The sequence below is a fragment of the Streptomyces sp. NPDC008092 genome (assembly GCF_042957285.1).
Classification (GTDB): Bacteria; Actinomycetota; Actinomycetes; order Streptomycetales; family Streptomycetaceae; genus Streptomyces.
This window is the reverse complement of record NZ_JBIBHY010000018.1, coordinates 62246-76300: the sequence shown is the minus strand read 5'-3', so window position 1 is coordinate 76300 and position 14055 is coordinate 62246. Positions and strand designations below refer to the sequence as shown.

Below are 14055 nucleotides of genomic sequence, written 5' to 3'. Positions count from 1 at the left end.
TACGGGAAGAGATGTCGGCACCCAATAAGTCGTACGACCCTGTCGAGGTCGAGGCGTTGAAACCGGAAGCGATCGAGCGCATGCGGGACGAGGCGCTCGCCGCCTTCGCCGCCGCGGACTCCCTCGACGCGCTCCAGGAGGCCAAGGTCGCCCACACCGGCGGCACCTCCCCGCTGGCCCTCGCCAACCGCGAGATCGGCGCCCTGCCCCCGCACGCCAAGGCCGCCGCCGGCAAGCTGGTCGGCCAGGCCCGCGGCGCGGTGAACAAGGCCCTCGCGGGCCGCCAGGAGGAGCTGGAGGCCGAGCGTGACGCCCGGGTACTGGTCGAGGAGGCGGTGGACGTCACACTGCCCCACGACCGCGTCCCGGCCGGCGCCCGCCACCCGCTGACCACCCTGTCCGACCGCATCGAGGACATCTTCGTGGCCATGGGCTACGAGGTCGCCGAGGGCCCGCAGGTCGAGGCCGAGTGGTTCAACTTCGACGCCCTCAACATCGGCCCGGACCACCCGGCCCGCGGCGAGGCGGACACCTTCTTCGTGCAGGGCCCGCAGGGCGGCACCGAGTCCGGTGTCGTGCTGCGCACCCACACCTCGCCGGTCCAGATCCGCTCGCTGCTCGACCGCGAGCTGCCGGTGTACGTGATCTGCCCCGGCCGCGTGTACCGCACCGACGAGCTGGACGCCACGCACACCCCGGTCTTCCACCAGGTCGAGCTGCTCGCCGTGGACGAGGGCCTGACCATGTCGGACCTCAAGGGCACCCTGGACCACATGGTCCAGTCGCTCTTCGGTCCGGGCATGAAGACCCGGCTGCGGCCGAACTTCTTCCCCTTCACCGAGCCGTCCGCCGAGATGGACATGCTCTGCTACGTCTGCAAGGGCGAGTCCGTCGGCAACCCCGACCGTCCCTGCCGTACCTGCTCCTCCGAGGGCTGGATCGAGCTGGGCGGCTGCGGCATGGTCAACCCGCGGGTGCTCACCGCCTGCGGCGTCGACCCGGAGAAGTACAGCGGCTTCGCCTTCGGGTTCGGCATCGAGCGGATGCTGATGTTCCGCCACAACGTCGAGGACATGCGAGACATGGTCGAGGGTGACGTCCGGTTCACCCGGCCGTTCGGGATGGAGATCTGATGCGGGTCCCGCTTTCCTGGCTGCGGGAGTACGTCGACCTGCCGGCCACCGAGACCGGCCGTGACGTGCAGGCCAAGCTCATTTCGGGCGGCCTGGAGGTCGAGACCGTCGAGCAGCTCGGCGACGGCCTCAAGGGCCCCCTGGCGGTCGGCCGGGTGCTGACCATCGAGGAGCTGGACGGCTTCAAGAAGCCGATCCGCTTCTGCACCGTCGACGTCGGCACCGCCAACGGCACCGGTGAGCCCCAGGAGATCGTCTGCGGCGCCCGCAACTTCGCCGTCGGCGACAAGGTCGTCGTCGTGCTCCCGGGCGCGGTGCTGCCCGGCGGGTTCGCCATCGCCGCGCGCAAGACGTACGGGAAGACCTCGCACGGCATGATCTGCTCCAGCGACGAGCTGGGCATGGGCTCCGACGGCACCCACGGCATCATCGTGCTGCCGCCGGAGACCGAGGTCGGCAAGGACGCCATCGAGCTCCTGGAACTGGTCGACGAGGTCCTGGACATCGCCGTCACCGCCAACCGCGGCGACTGCCTGTCCATCCGCGGCGTGGCCCGCGAGGCCGCCATCGCCTACGGCCTGCCGCTGCGCGACCCGGCCCTCCTCGACGTGCCGGGTCCGAACGCCTTCGGCTACCCGGTCCAGGTCTCCGACCCGCTCGGCTGCGACCGCTTCACCGCGCGCACCGTCACCGGTCTGAGCCCCGAGGCCCGGTCCCCGATCTGGCTCCAGCGCCGCCTGCAGAAGGTCGGCATGCGCCCGATCTCCCTCGCGGTCGACGTCACCAACTACGTGATGATGGAGCTCGGCCAGCCGCTGCACGCCTACGACCGCAAGCTGGTCCAGGGCACCATCGGCGTCCGCCGCGCGGCCGAGGGCGAGAAGATCGTCACCCTCGACGGCACCGAGCGGAAGCTGCACGCCGAGGACCTGGTCATCACCGACGACCGCGGCCCGATCGGCCTCGCGGGCGTCATGGGCGGCGCCAACACCGAGATCGCCGACCACGCGGACGTGGAGAACGCCACGACCGACGTGGTCATCGAGGCGGCCCACTTCGACGCCGTCGCCATCGCGCGCACCGCCCGCCGGCACAAGCTGTCCTCGGAGGCCTCCCGCCGCTTCGAGCGCGGCGTCGACCCGCAGGCCGCGGCCGCCGCCGCGCAGCGCACGGTCGACCTGCTGGTGCTGCTCGCCGGCGGCACCGCCGAGGCCGGCGTCACCGAGGCCATCGCGCCGTCCGCGCCGCACACCATCACGGTCGCGGCAAACCACCCCGACAAGGTCGCGGGTGTCGAGTACGGCCGGGAGACCGTCGTCCGCCGGCTCCAGGAGGTCGGCTGCGATGTCTATGGAAATACTGCCGCGTGGAACGCGTCGTTGGGGGGTGGTGGTCGGGCGACGGGCGGGCAGGACGAGTTGCTCGTGACCGTCCCGTCCTGGCGGCCCGACCTCCTTGAGCAGAACGACCTGGCCGAAGAGGTCATCCGCCTGGAGGGCTACGAGGACCTGCCCTCCACGCTGCCCAAGCCGCCGGCCGGCCGTGGCCTGACCCACCGGCAGCGCCTGCACCGCAGGGTCGGCCGTGCGCTGGCCGGGGCCGGCTATGTCGAGGCGCCGAACTACCCGTTCGTCAGCGAGCAGGTCTTCGACCAGCTGGGCCTGGCCGCCGACGACCCGGCCCGCCGTGTCGTCCGGCTGACCAACCCGCTCAACGACGAGGAGCCCGCGCTCCGTACCTCGCTGCTGCCGGGCCTGCTCGGTGCGCTGCGGCGCAACGACGGGCGGGGCGCGCACGACCTGGCGCTGTTCGAGACCGGCCTGGTCTTCCTCCCGCACGCGGAGCAGGGCATCGCCGGCCACCTGCCGGTCGACCGCCGCCCGACCGACGCGGAGCTCGCCGCGCTCGACGCCGTGCTGCCCGAGCAGCCGCGCCATGTCGCCGTCGTCCTCGCGGGCGCCCGCGAGCAGGCCGGCTGGTGGGGCAAGGGCCGTCCGGCCGACTGGGCCGACGCGGTCGAGGCGGGGCGCGCGGTCGCGCGCGAGGCCGGGGCCGAGCTGATCGTGCGGTCCGGGCAGTACGGGCCGTGGCACCCCGGCCGCTGTGCCGAACTGATCGTCGTCGCGGACGGCGCGGAGCAGGTCGTGGGCCACGCCGGCGAGCTGCACCCGCGCGTGGTCAAGGCCCTGGGGCTGCCGGCCCGCACCTGCGCGATGGAGCTGAACCTGGACGCGCTGGAGCAGGTGGGCGACGGTACGCCGCAAGCGCCGGGCATCTCCACCTTCCCGGTGGCCACGCAGGATGTCGCCCTCGTGGTGGACAAGCCGGTGCCGGCGGCGGAGGTCGAGGCGGCGCTGCGCGAGGGTGCGGGTGAACTGCTCGAAGCCATCCGGCTGTTCGACGTGTATGTCAACGACGAGCAGCTCGGCGACGGAAAGAAGTCGCTGGCGTATGCGCTGAGGTTCCGGGCGTCCGATCGCACGCTGACCGTGGACGAGGCGTCGGCTGCGCGGGACGCGGCGGTCGCCCTTGCCGGGGAGCGTACGGGAGCGGTGCTGCGCGGCTAGGCGCCGTGGGGGCTGCGCGATTCGGCCGGGCGCGGGTTTCGTCGTGGCTGGTCGCGCAGTTCCTCCCCCAGCCTTCGGCCGGGGGTACCCCCAGCGCCCCTTTCAGGGCGCTTCCCTGAGGGCGCTTACATGTGCTGCTACCTGCATAAATGCGGGTGTCCGGTGGGTGGTCACTCATTTGGGTGAGATCCATCCGGGACATGGCCCTTTCGGGGCATGCCGTCGACAGAATCGGACCGGCCTTTCGGGGCCGGTCCGTCTGTTCTGTCAGGCGCCTACATGGGGGCCATTGGCATGATCCGCATCAAAGCCGGGGTTCCCCGCAGCAGGCGGCCCCGGACGAACTCACGGCCCAGGCGCCGTGCCCTCGCCCTGGGGCTGCCCACGGTGTGGGGCGCCGTCGCGGTCGGCTACAAACTCGGATGCCCGCTGGCCGAGCAGCACGGGCTCGGCGCGCGGATCGTCACCAGCGCCGTGTTCTTCGCGGTCGGCACCGGGCTCATACTCCATGTCCGCCGGGCCCTGCTGCAGGAGTTGCGGCAGGCCCGCATGGTCGCCGGCGCCGCGCAGAGCGTACTGCTGCGGCCGCTGCCGCCCCGGCTCGCCGGGCTGCACGTCGCCGCCGCCCAGCTCTCCGCGGACCGGGGCGCGAGCATCGGCGGCGACCTCTACGAGGCCGTCGCCACCGAACACGGCGTACGGGTCGTCATGGGCGACGTACGCGGGCACGGACTGTCGGCGATCGGTACGGTCGCCGCCGTCCTCGGCAGCTTCCGGGAGGCCGCCCACGACGAGCCCGAACTCGGGCGGGTGCTCGGCCGGTTGGACCGCGCCCTCGCCCGGCACCTACGAGAACGAGCCAGGGCGGAACACCCGGCCGGCGGCGCCCAGGACCCGGACAGCCCGGTGGCCGAGGAGTTCGTGACCGTACTGCTGCTGGAGATCGCGGGCGACGGCGAGCTTCGGGTGATCAACTGCGGACATCCGTGGCCGTACGTGCTCAGCGGTGCGCGGGTCGAGCCCCTGTCGGTGGCCGATCCACTGCCGCCTCTCGGGCCTTTCCCGCTGCCGACGGACCTGACCGCAACCGACTGCGGCCAGTTGCTCGACGGCGAGTCGCTCGTCCTCTTCACGGACGGCGCGGAGGACGCGAGAAGCCCGAAGGGCCACTTCTTCTCCCTGCCGGAAGCGCTCAGGGAAGCGGTCCGAGACCGCCCGGTCTCTCCTCAGACCATCCTCCGAGCGGTCTTCACCGCCCTGCTCCACCACACCAACGGCCGCCCGACCGACGACATCGCTCTCCTCGTGTTGAGCAACGAACGCGCACCGCAACGTGCCTGTTTGGGGGCGCGGGGCGGTGACATCAGCGGCTCCGCCGCGCGGGCGCGAGCAACCCCCACGCACCCGCAGCCGACGAACTACCTTTAACGCCCCCCTCTTTTGGTCGGCCGAGCCGACGGCCAGGCCACCGCACTGTACGAGGGGGAGCCGGCGGCCCGGCCGGCCTCTTGCGAGGCAGTTCAGTCAACCGGTCCGACACTCTCCGCGACAGTGCGTGCACGCTACGGATTCGCGCACTTCGTTCACACCCCGTGTGAACGCAACCGCACTACGCTGACGGCACCAGGCCACTCGGGGGGCATCCATGCAGCCCAACTCTCTGCTCGACGCGATCCTGGACGAGGCGGGGATCTCGCACGCCGGGCTCGCCGCCCACGTCAACCAGGCGGGCCGGGCCCGTGGACTCTCGCTGCGCTACGAACACACCGCCGTCGCCCGGTGGCTGAAGGGCCAGCGGCCGCGCGGCCAGGTGCCCGACCTGATCTGCGAGGTGCTCGCCGCCCGGCTGCACCGGCCGGTCACCCTCGACGACATCGGCCTCGGCGTACCCGGCGAGCCCAGCGTCCCGCACGCCACCTCGCTCTCCGGCTTCGTCGAACGGGCCACCGCCCTGTGGCGCTCCGACGAACAGCAGCGCCCGCACATACTCGGCGCCCCCGCCGTCACCGGCACGCCCGCCGTGATGCCGGTCTGGGAGTGGGAGAACCCCCCGGAGGACGTCGACGTCTCCCGGGGCGGGCGGCACCGGGTCACCCCGGCCGACCTGGAGATGCTGCGCGCCGCCCGGGCGCACTACGAGCAGATGTACCGCAAGGCCGGCGGCATGGCCACCCGCACCCGGATCGTCGGCTTCCTCAACGCCGAGGCGGCGCCCCTGCTGCGCGGCAGCTACACGGATGCCACGGGCCGTCAACTGCACCGCGCCACCGGGGGACTGGTGGCGATCGCCGGTATCTGCGCCTACGACTCCGACGCCCACGGCCTCGCCCAGCGCTACTTCCACCAGGCGCTGCGCCTGTCGAAGGCCAGCGGCGACCGGGGACTCGGCGCGTACGTCATCGCGCTCCTGGTCAACCAGGCGCTGTTCATGCGGGAGTTCCGGCAGGCCGTCGCCTTCGCGGAGGCCGCGCTGCGCACCGCGGGCAAGCACATCACCCCCGCCCTCGCCTCCGACCTCTACGCGATGCAGGCCAAGGCGTACGCCCACCTCGGCGACGGCACGAGCGCGCTGTCCTGCATCCGGCGGGCCGAGACGGCCGCCGAACGCATCCGGCGGGGCCACGAGCCCGACGAGACCGGCTATGTCCAGCCCGGCCTGGTCAACGTACAGGTGGCCGAGGCGCTGCTCAGCCTCGGTGAACTCGCCGCGGCCCGGGAGCATGCCGCGGCCGCCGTCGACAACCCCGCCCACGACCGGGGGCGGGTGCACCGGCTCGCCATGCTGAGCACCATCGAACTGCGCCAGGGAAACGCCGAGAACGCGGTGGCCACGGCCGTGCAGATGGCCGAGCAGGCCCGCGGGATGGAGTCGCAGCGCCTGCGCGACAGACTCCGCGCGGTACGCGAGCACCTGGTGCGCAGCGGCGGTGCCGGAACCGCCGAGGCCGCCGAGCTGATCGACGGCGCACTGCGCGTACCGCTCCAGGCGCGGTAGGCCTTCGAAGCCGCTGCTGCGATATTGCCACTTACTCGGCGGAAGGTGGCAGAACCGTGCAGTGGACGAAACAGAACGAACAAACTGTGTATGAAAACCGCTGGTTCAGCGTGAATCTCGCTGATGTCGAGCTGCCGGACGGCCGGCACCTCGACCACTTCCTGATACGGCTGCGGCCGGTGGCCGTGGCGACGGTGGTCAACGAGGCGGGCGAGGTCCTCCTCCTGTGGCGCCACCGTTTCATCACCGACAGCTGGGGCTGGGAACTCGCGGCGGGAGTCGTCGAGGACGGCGAGGACATCGCCGTCGCGGCCGCCAGGGAACTGGAGGAGGAGACCGGCTGGCGGCCGGGGACCCTGCACCATCTCATGACCGTGGAGCCGTCCAACGGCCTCACCGACGCCCGGCACCACATCTACTGGTCCGACGAGGGCGAGTACGTCGGACACCCCGTGGACGACTTCGAGTCGGACCGCCGGGAGTGGGTCCCCCTCAAGCTCGTCCCGGACATGATCGCCCGCGGGGAGGTCCCGGCCGCCAACATGGCGGCCGCGTTACTCCTGTTGCATCACATGAGGCTCACTGAGGACTAGTGGGCCAGCGCCTGCCAGACCGTGACGACGAGGGCGCCCAGTGCGGTGAGCGCGGCGAGGGAGGGCAGGGGCCAGCGGGCGTGTTCCAGCGAGGCCAGGCGGGAGTTGAGCGCGTCCAGTTCCTTGGCGGTCTCCTTGGTCCGGTGGCTGAGCAGGTTCAGGCCTCCCTCGACCTGGGCGTAGGCCACATCGAGGCGACGACGTAACTCTGCGAGTTCTCCTTGGACCACGGGATGCTCCGGTTCGGTGGCCACGGGTCCGCTCCTTTGCGTGATCGAGGGTGTTGTTCCGCATCCCTTTGCATGCGCATGAAGAGTGAACTCGCCTGGTGAGCGCGTGGGGAGAGTGTGCGAAGGGCATATGCGTGCCCGGGGTGCACACGGTGTGTGAAACACACGGGCCCGGCACCGAAGCAGGTGCCGGGCCCGTGGAGCATCGCTCCCTGTAGTCGGCCGGGTGTGGCAGCAGGGTGTGGCTGTCGGGTGTGATCAGCCGTACGTGTAGAAGCCCGAGCCGGTCTTCCGGCCCAGCCGGCCCGCCTCGACCATGCGCTGGAGCAGCGGGGGAGCGGCGTACAGCGGCTCCTTGTACTCGGTGTACATCGAATTGGCGATCGAGACGATGGTGTCCAGGCCGATCAGGTCGGACAGCTTCAGCGGGCCCATCGGGTGGGCACAGCCCATCTCCATGCCGTTGTCGATGTCCTCGCGGCTCGCGATGCCGGACTCGAACATCCGGATGGAGGAGAGGAGGTACGGCACCAGCAGCGCGTTGACCACGAAGCCGGAGCGGTCCTGGGCGCGGATCGCGTGCTTGCCGAGCGTCTTCTCGGCGAAGACCTGGGCGCGGCTGATGGTGCCCTCGGACGTGGTGAGCGCGGGGATCAGCTCGACCAGCTTCTGCACCGGGGCCGGGTTGAAGAAGTGGATGCCGACGACGTGGTCGGGCCGGGAGGTGGCGACCGCCAGCTTCACCAGCGGGATCGAGGAGGTGTTGGAGGCCAGGATCGCGTCCGGGCGGGTCACCACCTGGTCGAGCACCTGGAAGATCTCCGTCTTCACCTGCTCGTTCTCGACGACGGCCTCGATCACCAGGTCGCGGTCCGCGAACTCGCCGAGGTCCGTGGTGAAGCTCAGCCGGGCGAGCGTGGCGTCCCGCTCCTCCGCGGAGATCTTGCCCCGCTCGGCGGCCTTGGCCAGGGAGTTGTGCAGCCGGGTGCGGCCGATCTCCAGGGCCTCGCCGGTGGTCTCGGCGACCCGCACGTCCAGACCGGCGCGGGCGGCGACCTCGGCGATGCCCGCTCCCATCTGGCCGCAGCCCACGACTCCGACCTTCTCGATGTCGGTCACATCGTCCCCTTCGCTGATCTACGAGCGGCCCGCAGGACCTCCGGATCCGGCGCCTGCTCCGTTCGAGCACGTTACCCGTAAGTATCGATGATCGATCGTCCGGGTGCGGGCATCCTGTGCCGCGGAGGCGATCCGTGACCGGACGGATCCGGAGAGTGAGAGGGTCTTACGATGGCACGAGTGTCTCGCAGGGCGTTCGCGTTGGCGGCCCTGTCCGTGCTGGCGTCGGCGGCACCGGGCGCGGCCGCACCGTCAGAGCGGCGGCCCCGCCGGACGGTCACCGAGATGCGCGGCATGTGGCTGGCGACCGTCTCCAACCGTGACTGGCCCTCCCGCACCGGGCTGTCGGCGTCCGCCCAGCGCAAGGAGCTGACCGCCCTTCTCGACAAGGCGGTCGACCACCGGCTCAACGCCGTGATGTTCCAGGTACGGCCCACCGCCGACGCGTTCTGGCCCTCGCCGTACGAGCCCTGGTCGCAGTACCTCACCGGCACCCAGGGCAAGGACCCCGGCTGGGACCCGCTGGGCACCGCCGTCGAGGAGGCGCATGCCCGGGGCCTGCAACTGCACGCCTGGTTCAACCCGTACCGGATCGCCAACCACACCGACCCGGGCAAGCTGGTCGCCTCCCACCCGGCCCGCAAGCACCCGGACTGGGTGGTGCGGTACGGCGGCAGGCTCTACTACAACCCGGGCATCCCGGCGGTCCGCGCCTTCGTGGAGCAGGCGATCCTCGACGCGGTCGCCAAGTACCCGGTGGACGCGGTCCACTTCGACGACTACTTCTACCCGTACCCGGTGGCCGGCCAGACCTTCGACGACGACGACGCGTACGACACCCACGGCGGCGACTTCTCGTCCCGGGCCGCCTGGCGGCGGGACAACGTCGACAGGCTGGTCACCGAGATCGCCGCCGGGGTGAAGAAGCTGCGGCCCGGCACCCGGTTCGGGATCAGCCCGTTCGCGGTGTGGCGCAACGCCGCCACCGACTCCCGGGGCTCGGACACCAAGGCGGGCGTCGAGACATACGACGACCTGTACGCGGACACCAGGAAATGGGTGCAGAAGAACTGGATCGACTACCTCGTCCCGCAGGTGTACTGGCAGATCGGCAACGCCGCCGCCGACTACGCCAAGGTCGTCGACTGGTGGGCGGGCGTGGCGAAGGGGTCCGGGACCCGGCTGTACATCGGGGAGGCGCTCTACCAGGCGGGGGCCGCCGGCGCCGCCTCAGCCTGGCAGGACCCGGCCGAGCTGTCCCGTCATCTCACCCTGGCCGGCAAGTACCCGCAGGTCGGCGGGCATGTCTACTTCGCCGCGAAGGACGTTTCCGCCGACCGCATCGGAGCCCTCGCGCGCGTGGTCGCCGACCACTACAAGCAGCCGGCGACCGCACCGGGCAAATAGATCGGGCAGCGCCCCGTAAGGGGCGCTGGGGGTACCCCCGGCCGAAGGCTGGGGGAGGAACTGCGCGACCAGCCCCAACGGCGCCGCAGCCGACCGACGACGGCACATCACGGCGCCCCCAGCAGAGCGCTCAGCGTTGTTCGTGGACCTCCCGGTGCCTGACCTGGCAGTCGGGACCGGGGGACATGATGGCCTCGTGGCCGTCCTCGAAGCGGACCCGGTAGGGCGGGTTGCCCTCGGGGCCGAGTACCTGGACGACTTCCGAGACCTGGTCGTGCTGTCCGACCACCCTGCCGTGCTGGACAAGCTGGTCGCCCTTGGAAGCACGCATCTCCAGGGCCTCCTCACGATCGCGATCGTTGGGTGACGGCGATGCACACGAGCACGGCGGCGGCCGTGAGTGGAGCGGCCGCGGTGAGGTGCTCGCCCAGCAGCAGCACCGACCACACCAGTGTGAGCAGCGGCTGGGCCAACTGCAACTGGCTGGCCTTCGGAATGCCGACGGCCGCCATCCCCCGGTACCAGAGCACCAGGCCGAGGAACTGCGAGCCCGCCGCCACCCAGAGCACGCCGGCCACCCCGTGCGCGTTCCAGACGACCGGCTCGTACGACAGCGCGACCACGGCGGCGGGCACGGTCAGCGGCAGGCAGCCCACCAGCGCCCAGCCGATGACCTGCCAGCCCGGCATGATCCGGGCCAGCCGGCCGCCCTCGGTGTAGCCGGCCGCGCACACCACGAGGGCCGCGAACAGGTACCCGTCGGCGGCGGTGAGCGCCCCGCCGCTCTGGGCGACCGTGAACGCCAGCACGGCCACCGCACCCGCCAGGGCCGCCGCCCAGAAAGCACGGGACGGGCGGATGCCCGTGCGCAGGGCCGAGAACAGGGCGGTGGTCAGCGGGAGCAGGCCCACCACGACGGCGGCGTGCGAGGTGGTGGAGGTCTCCAGGGCGAGCGTGGTCAGCAGCGGGAAGCCGAGCACGACCCCGGCCGCCACGACCGCCAGCCCCGCCCAGTGCCGGCGCTCGGGCACCCGTACCCGCAGGAAGAGCAGGCAGCCGCCCGCCATGGCCGCCGCCAGCACGCTCCGCACCGCAACCAGCGCCCACGGCCCGAAGCCCTCCAGGCCCCAGGCCGTGGCGGGAAAGGTGAGGGAGAAGGCGACGACACCGAGCGCGGCCTGCAGGGTGCCGAGCCGCGGGGCGGAGCGGGCGGCCGGGGCGTGCGCCGGGGGAGGGGTCGGGGGGCCGGCCGGGGTGTCCGCCGGGGGAGTGCCGACCGCTATCGAAGTCGGGCTGGTAGCGCTACTCTGTGCTCTCATGCAAGAGCGTAGCAGTGTGGCAGAGCTGGCGGAACAGCTGCGGCGGGACCTCGACCGCTACTCTCCGGGTGGAAAGCTCCCGTCGAGCCGGGCCCTCGTCGAGCGGTTCCGGGTGAGCCCGGTGACCGTCTCCCGGGCGCTGGCCCAGCTGGTCGCGGAGGGCCTCGTCGTCACCCGGCCCGGCGCCGGCGCCTTCAGGGCCCCGCCGCGCAGCACGGCCGAGCCCACCGGGGACACCTCCTGGCAGGAGGTGGCGCTCAGCGCCGACGGCGCCCTCGACGTGGTCCCGCGCACCGTCGACGCCTCCGGGGTCACCGTGTGCCTGGCCGCCCCGCCGCCCGGCGTGCTGGAACTCAGCGGCGGCTACCTGCACGCCTCCCTGGAGCCCGAGCGCGCGATGGCGGCGGCCCTGGCGCGGGCCGGCCGCCGCCCCGGTGCCTGGGGCCGGCCCCCGCTCGACGGACTGCCGGAGCTGCGCGAGTGGTTTGCCCGCGACATCGGCGGCACCGTCACCGCCGCGGAGGTGCTGATCGCGTCCGGCGGCCAGTCCGCCCTGGCCACCGCCCTGCGCGCACTCGCCCCGCCCGGCGCCCCGGTCCTGGTCGAGTCGCCCACCTACCCCGGCATGCTCGCCATCGCCCGCGCCGCCGGCCTCCGCCCGGTCCCGGTCCCGGTCGACCCCGACGGCGTGAAGCCCGCCCTCCTCGCCGACGCCTTCCGGGCCACCGGCGCCCGGGTGTTCGTCTGCCAGCCCCTCTTCCAGAACCCGACCGGCGCCGTCCTGGCCCCCGACCGCCGCGCCGAGGTGCTGCGCATCGCCCGCGCGGCCGGCGCCTTCGTGATCGAGGACGACTACGTACGACGGCTGGTGCACGCCGACGCGGGCCCGCTGCCCCGCCCGCTGGCGGCCGACGACCCCGACGGAGTCGTCGTCCACGTCGGATCGCTCACCAAGGCCACCTCGCCGAGCTTCCGGGTGGCCGCCCTGGCCGCCCGCGGCCCGGTCCTGGAACGGCTGCGGGCCATCCAGATCGTCGACACCTTCTTCGTCCCCCGCCCCCTCCAGGAGGCCGCCCTGGAACTGGTCGGCTCCCCGGCCTGGCCCCGCCATCTGCGCAGTCTCGCGGCCGAGCTGAAGACCCGCCGGGACACCCTCACCGGCGCCCTCGCCCGTCACATCCCCGAACTCGTCCTCCCGCACATCCCCTCCGGCGGCTACCACCTCTGGCCGCGCCTGCCCGACGGCACCGACGACGCCACCGTGACCGCCGCCGCCCTCCGCGCGGGCGTCGCCATCACCCCGGGCCGCCCGTACTTCAGCGCCGAGGCCCCGGCCGCCCACGTCCGCCTGAGCTTCGCCGCGGTCGCCGGGACCGGGGAGATCCTGGAGGGGGTACGCCGGCTGCGGGCCGCCTGCGACGAGGTGCTGGGTCCCAGACCCTGAAATCCGATCGACGCCGGGGCGGCCGACCGGTGAGGATCCCCGCATGAACGACACGACCAGCCTCCCCGAGGGCTACGAGTTCTCCGCCGACACCGGCCGCGTGGACGTCGGGCGCGTCCACCGCTGGCTGTCCACCGACGCGTACTGGGCGACCGGCCGCCCGCTGGACCAGCAGGAGCGCGCGATGGCGGGCTCGCTCAACTTCGGGGTCTACGACACCGTCACGGGGGAGCAGGTGGCGTACGCGCGCGTGGTGACCGACCACGCGCTGTTCGCCTGGCTCTGCGACGTGTACGTCGACCCCTCGGTGCGCGGCAAGGGCGTCGGCACCGCGATGGTCGGCGCGGTCCGCGAGCACCTGCGGCCGTCCGGCGTGCGGCGCGTGCTGCTGGCGACCCACGACGCCCACGGGGTCTACGCGAAGCTCGGATTTGCCCCGCTCGAACACCCGGACCAGTGGATGGCGCTCTACTACCCGTCGCCCGAGTGACATTCCGGCTGACTTGTCGGACTCCTCCTGACCTTTGAGTAACGTTTCCTCCACGTCCGACAACTCACTGCCCGATCGCCCTTGACCTGCGCACATGCGCGTCACACCATCGCCGCATGCCACTTCGGGTCACGTTCGTCGCGGCCGCGCGCAGCTCACCGCTGCTCGCGGAGCGCTTCCAGGACGACCGCCCGCTGGACCAGGCGGGCTGGGACGAGGTGCAGCGCGTCGCCGGTGAGCTGGTGCCTCTCGCGGCGGCCGAGCTGCGCTACTGCTCGCCGACTCCGCGCAGCCGCGCGACCGGCGACGCCCTGGGCTACGCCCCGCTGGTCCAGCTCGCCCTGCGCGACTGCGACATGGGCCGCTGGCGCGGGCTGACGCTGGGCGAGGCGATGGCCAGGGAGCCGGACCAGGTGGACGCCTGGCTCCGCGACCCGCTAGGGGCCCCGCACGGCGGCGAGTCACTGCTGGCGTTCATCACCCGGGTCGGCGGCTGGCTCGACACCCGCCCCGTGGGCGACGGCGACCGCATCGTCGCCGTCGCCGAGCCCTCGGTGATCCGGGCCGCCCTCGTCTACGCCCTCAAGGCCCCGCCCGCGACCTACTGGAACATCGACGTCCGCCCGCTCTCGACGACCACGGTGACGGGCCGGGGCGGCCGCTGGAACCTGCGGTTCGACACGGCGTCGGCGCAGACCTCCCGCACGTAGGCGCTCCGCCGGGAGGGCCGTGACGTCGTCGGGTGCGGCGCCGTCGGG

Annotated in this window: 13 protein-coding genes; 9 read left to right on the top strand and 4 right to left on the bottom strand. The window is 72.4% G+C overall.

Annotation, left to right across the window (positions count from 1 at the left end; genetic code table 11):
• Positions 1–11: 11 nt before the first annotated feature.
• The 5 genes from pheS (at position 12) to ACFZB3_RS42130 (ending at position 7288) form a co-directional block, all read left to right on the top strand.
• The gene (pheS, locus tag ACFZB3_RS42150; protein WP_391386973.1) at positions 12–1133 is read left to right on the top strand and encodes a phenylalanine--tRNA ligase subunit alpha; all 1122 of its coding nucleotides are present in this window, start codon (positions 12–14) and stop codon (positions 1131–1133) included.
• Entirely contained in the window at positions 1133–3700 is a 2568-nt protein-coding gene (gene pheT, locus ACFZB3_RS42145; protein ID WP_391386971.1) for a phenylalanine--tRNA ligase subunit beta, read from the top strand. Before pheS ends, pheT begins: the two co-directional genes overlap by 1 nt.
• Positions 3701–3994: 294 nt before the next feature.
• On the top strand, positions 3995–5128 hold the full coding sequence (locus ACFZB3_RS42140; protein ID WP_391386968.1) for a SpoIIE family protein phosphatase: 1134 nt from the start codon (positions 3995–3997) through the stop codon (positions 5126–5128).
• A 217-nt stretch (positions 5129–5345) separates the two neighbouring features.
• Positions 5346–6695, top strand: coding sequence for a transcriptional regulator (locus tag ACFZB3_RS42135; RefSeq protein WP_391386965.1), 1350 nt, complete (start codon positions 5346–5348; stop codon positions 6693–6695).
• 56 nt (positions 6696–6751) lie between these two features.
• Positions 6752–7288, top strand: coding sequence for an NUDIX hydrolase (locus tag ACFZB3_RS42130; protein ID WP_384031967.1), 537 nt, complete (start codon positions 6752–6754; stop codon positions 7286–7288).
• Here the strand turns inward: ACFZB3_RS42130 and ACFZB3_RS42125 are convergent.
• Positions 7285–7542, bottom strand: a complete 258-nt coding sequence (locus ACFZB3_RS42125) for a hypothetical protein (protein WP_391386961.1) — start codon at positions 7540–7542, stop codon at positions 7285–7287. The genes ACFZB3_RS42130 and ACFZB3_RS42125 overlap by 4 nt on opposite strands.
• A 234-nt stretch (positions 7543–7776) precedes the next feature.
• On the bottom strand, positions 7777–8637 hold the full coding sequence (locus ACFZB3_RS42120; RefSeq protein WP_391386958.1) for a 3-hydroxybutyryl-CoA dehydrogenase: 861 nt from the start codon (positions 8635–8637) through the stop codon (positions 7777–7779).
• A 171-nt stretch (positions 8638–8808) separates the two neighbouring features.
• Here ACFZB3_RS42120 and ACFZB3_RS42115 point away from each other — a divergent pair, with 171 nt between their 5' ends.
• Entirely contained in the window at positions 8809–10044 is a 1236-nt protein-coding gene (locus tag ACFZB3_RS42115; RefSeq protein ID WP_391386955.1) for a family 10 glycosylhydrolase, read from the top strand.
• Positions 10045–10174: 130 nt separating this feature from the next.
• Here ACFZB3_RS42115 and ACFZB3_RS42110 read toward each other — a convergent pair whose 3' ends face one another.
• Together ACFZB3_RS42110 and ACFZB3_RS42105 are read right to left on the bottom strand one after the other, a co-directional pair.
• Complete coding sequence (locus ACFZB3_RS42110) at positions 10175–10375, bottom strand: DUF1918 domain-containing protein (protein WP_391386952.1); 201 nt, start codon at positions 10373–10375, stop codon at positions 10175–10177.
• 13 nt (positions 10376–10388) lie between these two features.
• Complete coding sequence (locus ACFZB3_RS42105) at positions 10389–11363, bottom strand: EamA family transporter (protein WP_391386949.1); 975 nt, start codon at positions 11361–11363, stop codon at positions 10389–10391.
• Here ACFZB3_RS42105 and ACFZB3_RS42100 point away from each other — a divergent pair.
• From ACFZB3_RS42100 to ACFZB3_RS42090, 3 genes are all read left to right on the top strand, one after another.
• Positions 11362–12807, top strand: coding sequence for an aminotransferase class I/II-fold pyridoxal phosphate-dependent enzyme (locus ACFZB3_RS42100; RefSeq protein ID WP_391386947.1), 1446 nt, complete (start codon positions 11362–11364; stop codon positions 12805–12807). The two genes, ACFZB3_RS42105 and ACFZB3_RS42100, sit on opposite strands and share 2 nt — an antisense overlap.
• 43 nt (positions 12808–12850) lie before the next feature.
• Complete coding sequence (locus tag ACFZB3_RS42095) at positions 12851–13297, top strand: GNAT family N-acetyltransferase (protein WP_391386944.1); 447 nt, start codon at positions 12851–12853, stop codon at positions 13295–13297.
• Positions 13298–13413: 116 nt separating this feature from the next.
• Entirely contained in the window at positions 13414–14007 is a 594-nt protein-coding gene (locus ACFZB3_RS42090) for a histidine phosphatase family protein (protein ID WP_391386941.1), read from the top strand.
• Positions 14008–14055: the final 48 nt, after the last annotated feature.

Bases quoted from the DNA above. Each gene is read 5' to 3' on its own strand.
- pheS (WP_391386973.1), top strand. From the start codon at position 12: ATGTCGGCACCCAATAAGTCGTACGACCCTGTCGAGGTCGAGGCGTTG.
- pheT (WP_391386971.1), top strand. From the start codon at position 1,133: ATGCGGGTCCCGCTTTCCTGGCTGCGGGAGTACGTCGACCTGCCGGCC.
- ACFZB3_RS42140 (WP_391386968.1), top strand. From the start codon at position 3,995: ATGATCCGCATCAAAGCCGGGGTTCCCCGCAGCAGGCGGCCCCGGACG.
- ACFZB3_RS42135 (WP_391386965.1), top strand. From the start codon at position 5,346: ATGCAGCCCAACTCTCTGCTCGACGCGATCCTGGACGAGGCGGGGATC.
- ACFZB3_RS42115 (WP_391386955.1), top strand. From the start codon at position 8,809: ATGGCACGAGTGTCTCGCAGGGCGTTCGCGTTGGCGGCCCTGTCCGTG.
- ACFZB3_RS42110 (WP_391386952.1), bottom strand. From the start codon at position 10,375: ATGCGTGCTTCCAAGGGCGACCAGCTTGTCCAGCACGGCAGGGTGGTC.
- ACFZB3_RS42100 (WP_391386947.1), top strand. From the start codon at position 11,362: ATGCAAGAGCGTAGCAGTGTGGCAGAGCTGGCGGAACAGCTGCGGCGG.
- ACFZB3_RS42105 (WP_391386949.1), bottom strand. From the start codon at position 11,363: ATGAGAGCACAGAGTAGCGCTACCAGCCCGACTTCGATAGCGGTCGGC.
- ACFZB3_RS42095 (WP_391386944.1), top strand. From the start codon at position 12,851: ATGAACGACACGACCAGCCTCCCCGAGGGCTACGAGTTCTCCGCCGAC.
- ACFZB3_RS42090 (WP_391386941.1), top strand. From the start codon at position 13,414: ATGCCACTTCGGGTCACGTTCGTCGCGGCCGCGCGCAGCTCACCGCTG.